Source organism: Prosthecobacter sp. (assembly GCF_029946185.1).
Taxonomy (GTDB): domain Bacteria; phylum Verrucomicrobiota; class Verrucomicrobiia; order Verrucomicrobiales; family Verrucomicrobiaceae; genus Prosthecobacter.
Genome location: NZ_JAQSEA010000027.1, coordinates 2,499 through 7,663 on the forward strand (window position 1 = coordinate 2,499; position 5,165 = coordinate 7,663).

Genomic DNA, 5,165 nt, shown 5'->3' on the forward strand with positions numbered 1-5,165 from the left:
CAGATGGCGGGCATTGAAGCGCTCAAGATGGGCGAGACTGCCTATGAGGACATGCGTCAGAGCTACGAGCAGCGCCGCAATCTCATCGTCAGCCGACTCAATGGCATGGGGCTGCATTGCTTCAATCCAGGCGGGGCGTTTTATGTCTTCCCGGATATCCGCAGCACTGGCCTGAGCAGCAAGGATTTCGCTCTGGGATTGCTGGAAAAGAAGAGCGTCGCCGTCGTTCCTGGCAGCGCCTTCAGCAGCGCGGGTGAAGGATTTGTACGCTGCTGTTATGCCACCGCCCCCGATCTGATCGCGAAGGCGATGGATTTGATGGAGGAGTTTGTGAACGAGGTGCGCGGGAAGAAGTAAGACCGCGTGTCGTCAAGAAATCGTCAAGGGTCGTGGTCTGCGGAGTTCGGGGGGCCACGACTTGATTTTTACTGGCGGTTTCGTCGATCTGGATTTCTTCGGGGCTGAGGTTCACGCTAAGTGGGTGTTGTTTCAGGCCTGGCGGAGTTTGAACATTGCGCTCACATCACGCCAGCCGGAATAGCTTGCGGGAGTTTTCGAAGAGGATCTTGTGCTCGACCGTTTTGCTGGGCGCGAGTTTGCGGATGGCGGCGATGGTTTGTGCGCCCTGGCAGCCGGGGCCGCGGCCGAAGTGATCGGCGCAGTCGCTGCCGTAGAGGATCTTGTCCTGATGGCGGTCGAAGAATTTTGTGGTGTGCTCTTCGTCGCGAGTGAGGGCGAGCAGACCGCTGCCGGCGGACATGTCCGCAAACATGTTGGGATAGTCGGAGAGGTAACGATCGGTGATGCCGCCGGGGGTGATCTTGCCCTTCGGGTAGTTTACTTTTTGATCGTGCTGTTTGTCGATGTTGCCCCAGAAGGCCTGTGCGTGGCCGATGAAGTTGGTCTTGGGAAACTTCTCGAGCATGGTGTGGAAGCGTTCGTAGCCGAGGTTGTAGGTCAGGTGCTGGAAGTGTAGGAGGATGGGGACGTTGTACTCGGCGGCGAGGGCGTAGAGTTTCTGGCTCTCGGGTGAGTCACACTGCACCATGAACTTCTGCTCGCCGATCATGCAGGCGCCTTGCTTGAGCCATTTTTCGGTTTCGGCGGGGGCGGTATCGAGGTCGGTGACTTCGTTGGCGGCCCAGAGGTAGGTATTGGAATGCGCTTTGGCGAAGTCACGCGCGGCCTCGGTGGTGGCGCATTTCGCGGCGAGGCCGTTGGACTTGCCATTGTGGGTGGAAGGGCGGTCCAGGTAGGTGCCAGCGGGGAGGATGATGGTGGTGGTGATCCCCATGGCCTGCTGGTGCGTGAGCAGATGCTCATCGGCACGGAGGTGGTAGTTCATGTGCTGATGGATGTCGATGACCGGCTCAGCGGCGGCGGGTGTCTGGGCCACGGCGCGTGAGGCGATGGCGGCGAGTCCGGTGGACAAAAAAATGCGGCGTGATGGCATGAAACCATTACGCCGCAGGGAATGCGATATTGCTTCGCTGCCATGGCGAAGAGGCGGGCGAGATCATCTTGATCTCCGTTTAGGAGCGGTGGGAGAGGCGGAGCGTTGAGGGATCAAGATGATCCCTCTCTTGCCAGAGGTGCTTGGTGGTTTGGCGCGCCGGAGGCGCTGCTGTGGATTGGCAGGAGCGGGACCATCTTGGTCCCGGCTTGGGAAGGGCGGATGGCGAGGCGGAGCGTTGAGGGATCAGGATGATCCCTCTCCTGCCAAGCAAGCTCTGCCGCGAAGACGCGACATGGAGTATTTCAATGGTCTGTTAGCTTTTCAGTCCCTGCGTGTCTGCCAGAATGGCTCCGATATAAATCATGCCGGTCTGCGTGGTGCCGTTCAGATTTGCGGCGATGAGATCGGCATCGGTGAAGTCGGCATTCGTCAGATCGGCCCCTTCGAGATTGGCCCCGGAAAGGTCTGCGCCACGGACGTTCGCATTGCTGAGGTTGGCATGGCGCAGGGAGACGCCGCTGAGGTCGGCACCACTGAGGTCAGCACCGCTCAGATTGGCGCTGTCGAAGTTTGCTCCGCTGAAGTCAGCGCCGGAAAGATTGGTGCCTGCGAGGTTGGCCTTGGTGAAGGTGGTGCCGACGAACTGGCCTTTGGCCATGTTGAGGTTATTGAGCTCGGCACTGGCGAGGTTCATGCCGGTTTCGTCGATCTTACGGCCGCTTTTGCCGCCGCTTTCAAGCCATTGAGTGTGCGCGAGGAGTTCTTCGGTGGTGATGCTGGCCATAGGACACAAAAGAAAACCCGATTTACGGTGCCGTAAATCGGGTTTTCATACTTGTTGAGGGGATCTTTGTAATCCCCTGCGGGGATCAGCCATTCACCTCAGCGACGATTTTCTTCGCCGCATCGGTGAGGTCGCTCGCGCTGGTGATCTTCAAGCCGCTGGCGGCGAGGGTGGCCTTGCCGGCTTCGACGTTGTTACCTTCGAGGCGGACGACGAGCGGGATGTTAAGGGAGACTTCCTGCGCTGCGGCGATGATGCCGGTGGCGATGATGTTGCAGTCCATGATGCCGCCAAAGATGTTGACGAGGATGCCCTTCACATTGGGATCGCCCAAGATGATTTTGAAGGCTGCGGTGACCTGCTCCTTCGTGGCGCCGCCGCCGACGTCGAGGAAGTTGGCTGGCTCGCCGCCGTGGAATTTGATGATGTCCATGGTGGACATGGCAAGGCCCGCGCCATTGACAAGGCAGGCGATGTTGCCGTCGAGACCGATGTAGTTGAGGCCGAATTCGCTGGCGGCGACTTCACGTGGGTCTTCTTCCGTGGTGTCACGCATGGCGACGACATCCTTCTGGCGGTAGAGGGCGTTGTCGTCGAAGTTGAACTTGGCATCGAGCGCGACGACCTGGTTGTCGTCGGTGATGGCGAGAGGATTGATCTCCACCAGCGAGCAGTCGCTTTTGATGTAGAGATTCCAGAGGGCGGTGAAGAGCTTCACGGCCTGGTTTGAGAGAGCGCCAGTGAGTCCGAGGGACGCAGCGACCTTGCGGCACTGGTAGGCCTGGAGGCCGAGGGCTGGATTGATGAATTCCTTGGTGATCTTCTCGGGAGTCTTCTCGGCGACTTCTTCGATGTTCATGCCGCCTTCGGTGGAGGCGATGATGGCGTGGCTGCTGCTGACGCGGTCAAACAGGATGGCGAAGTAGTATTCCTTCGTGATGTTCACGGCTTTGGCGATGAGCACTTTGCTCACCAGCTTGCCTTCTGGGCCGGTCTGGTGGGTGACGAGGGTCTGGCCGAGCATCTTGCCCGCGATGTCCTGCGCTTCTTCCGGGGTGTTCACGAGATGGACGCCGCCTTTGAAACCGTTCTTGAAGGTGCCTTTGCCACGGCCACCGGCATGCACCTGGGCTTTAACCACGAGTCCGGTCCCGCCGATTTCGCGCGCGGCAGCGCCTGCTTCTGCCGCCGTGCTGGCGACGATTCCTTTGGGACTGGCGACGCCGAATTTGTCGAACAGTTGCTTGGCTTGATACTCGTGGATGTTCATGGAGAAAAAATGGGGGGAGCACGATAGTAGAAGTGCGACCCCAAGCGTCAAGGCGCATTCCCGGTGAAGGTGAGAATGCCGTGCTTGCCGTGCCTGCAAGGCTGCGGCATAGCCCCAGAATGCAAATTGATGTGGTGACGTTGTTTCCGGAACTGGTCTCGGTGCCGATGGGCCTGAGCATGATGGGTCGTGCGCAGGAGAAGGGCATTCTGGACCTGCGAGTGCATGACCTGCGTGAGCAGGGGATTGGCAAGCACCGCCATGTGGATGACACGCCGTACGGTGGCGGGCAGGGGATGGTGATTCGCCCGGAGCCGATGTTTGATACGCTGGACCGCCTCGATACGCCGGAGGCGCGCATCATTTACATGTCACCCGCTGGGAAGCGGTTTGATCAGGCCACCGCGCGGCGGCTGTCCGCTGAGCCGCATTTGATCTTTATCTCGGGCCATTACGAAGGGATCGACCACCGCATCATTGAGCACTGGGTGGATGAGGAGATCAGCCTGGGGGACTATGTGCTGACGAACGGGGCCATCGCCGCTGTGGTGGTGATGGATGCCATCGTGCGCCTGCTACCCGGCGTGCTGGGAGATGAAATGAGCGCGGTGGAGGAGAGCTTTGGCTCCAGCGGCATGCTGGAGGCACCGCAGTACACCAAGCCGGCCGAGTACCGGGGACTGAAGGTGCCGGACATGCTGCTGAGCGGGAATCATGCGAAGATCGCCGCATGGCGTGAGGAGCAGGCCCTGGAGCGCACGCGGGCGAACCGGCCGGATTTAATCGCATGAGATGCGCGAGCGTGTGACTTTTCGTTTGACGATCCGCCACGCTACACGCTAAATAAGCACTCCGCTGGCTGACCACCTGCGGGACAAATTCAATAAATGGTGAGGTGGCTGAGTGGTCGAAAGCACATCTTTGCTAAAGATGCGTAGCCTTAACAGCTACCGAGGGTTCGAATCCCTCCCTCACCGCCATTCTTCGCCGAAGTAAGGAGGTGAAGAATGCCCTCCGTAGCTCGAAGAGCGAAGGTTGGGCTGCCGCTGACTCCCCGGCTACGAATGGCACGCCATTCCGATGGACAGGCTTTCCTTTACTTTCGGAGTCATGCAGAATGAGAAGCCATGTTCTCATGGTTGCATTCTCCGCAGCCAAGTTTCACCCAAACAGGCTTAAAAATGGATCGCGAATGAGCCTCACGTTGTCCGTGAGGGATGCCTCCAACCACGTTGCAACGGCTTGCGCAGAGCTGCAATTCCCTGTTGCGCCGTGCGCAAAGATACCACACGCTGCCACCCGATGAAAATCAATACCAGCATTACCATTGACCCACGCATCGCCAAGCTGGCGAAGAAATACGCGGCGCTCGACGGTCGCAGCTTTGCCAACTACGTGGAGCGCGCCGTCGCCCGACAGGTGGAGCAGGACCAGAACGCCGAGAGCCCAAGTCCGAAGGCGAAGCCTGCGAAGAAGAAGTAAGCATGACCGCTGATGCGGCCGCCAGGGTGGCGACGAGAGTCGCGATCCATGGTTTTTTGTTGTCTCGCAGCGCAGAGATGAAGTCTGCTGACGAGTGGTGGAGCTAAGGGGATTCGAACCCCTGACCTTCTCATTGCGAACGAGACGCTCTACCAACTGAGCTATAGCCCCAA

The 5,165-nt window shown here is 59.2% G+C and carries 6 protein-coding genes and 2 tRNA genes; 4 read left to right on the forward strand and 4 right to left on the reverse strand.

Annotated features, from left to right (window positions below; all coding sequences use genetic code 11):
• On the forward strand, positions 1 to 357 hold a 357-nt coding region (locus PSV43_RS01425; protein WP_300192933.1), incomplete at its 5' end, for an aminotransferase class I/II-fold pyridoxal phosphate-dependent enzyme.
• A gap of 166 nt (positions 358 to 523) precedes the next feature.
• Here the strand turns inward: PSV43_RS01425 and PSV43_RS01430 are convergent.
• The 3 genes from PSV43_RS01430 to sucC all read right to left on the reverse strand — a co-directional run bounded on the left by PSV43_RS01430 (position 524) and on the right by sucC (position 3,510).
• The gene (locus PSV43_RS01430) at positions 524 to 1,453 is read right to left on the reverse strand and encodes an amidohydrolase family protein (RefSeq protein WP_300192935.1); all 930 of its coding nucleotides are present in this window, start codon (positions 1,451 to 1,453) and stop codon (positions 524 to 526) included.
• A gap of 316 nt (positions 1,454 to 1,769) precedes the next feature.
• Complete coding sequence (locus PSV43_RS01435; RefSeq protein WP_300192937.1) at positions 1,770 to 2,240, reverse strand: pentapeptide repeat-containing protein; 471 nt, start codon at positions 2,238 to 2,240, stop codon at positions 1,770 to 1,772.
• 85 nt (positions 2,241 to 2,325) lie between these two features.
• Positions 2,326 to 3,510: an ADP-forming succinate--CoA ligase subunit beta gene (sucC, locus tag PSV43_RS01440; protein WP_300192939.1), complete on the reverse strand. Its 1,185-nt coding sequence runs from the start codon at positions 3,508 to 3,510 to the stop codon at positions 2,326 to 2,328.
• A 119-nt stretch (positions 3,511 to 3,629) separates the two neighbouring features.
• On the opposite strand from sucC, the gene trmD reads away from it, so the two are divergent.
• From trmD to PSV43_RS01455, 3 genes are all read left to right on the forward strand, one after another.
• Positions 3,630 to 4,301, forward strand: a complete 672-nt coding sequence (trmD, locus tag PSV43_RS01445; RefSeq protein ID WP_300192941.1) for a tRNA (guanosine(37)-N1)-methyltransferase TrmD — start codon at positions 3,630 to 3,632, stop codon at positions 4,299 to 4,301.
• A gap of 98 nt (positions 4,302 to 4,399) precedes the next feature.
• A tRNA-Ser gene (locus PSV43_RS01450) sits at positions 4,400 to 4,490 on the forward strand.
• A 292-nt stretch (positions 4,491 to 4,782) separates the two neighbouring features.
• Positions 4,783 to 4,992: a hypothetical protein gene (locus tag PSV43_RS01455; RefSeq protein WP_300192943.1), complete on the forward strand. Its 210-nt coding sequence runs from the start codon at positions 4,783 to 4,785 to the stop codon at positions 4,990 to 4,992.
• Between the two features lie 95 nt (positions 4,993 to 5,087).
• On the opposite strand, the gene PSV43_RS01460 is transcribed toward PSV43_RS01455, so the two are convergent.
• A tRNA-Ala gene (locus tag PSV43_RS01460) sits at positions 5,088 to 5,163 on the reverse strand.
• Positions 5,164 to 5,165: the final 2 nt, after the last annotated feature.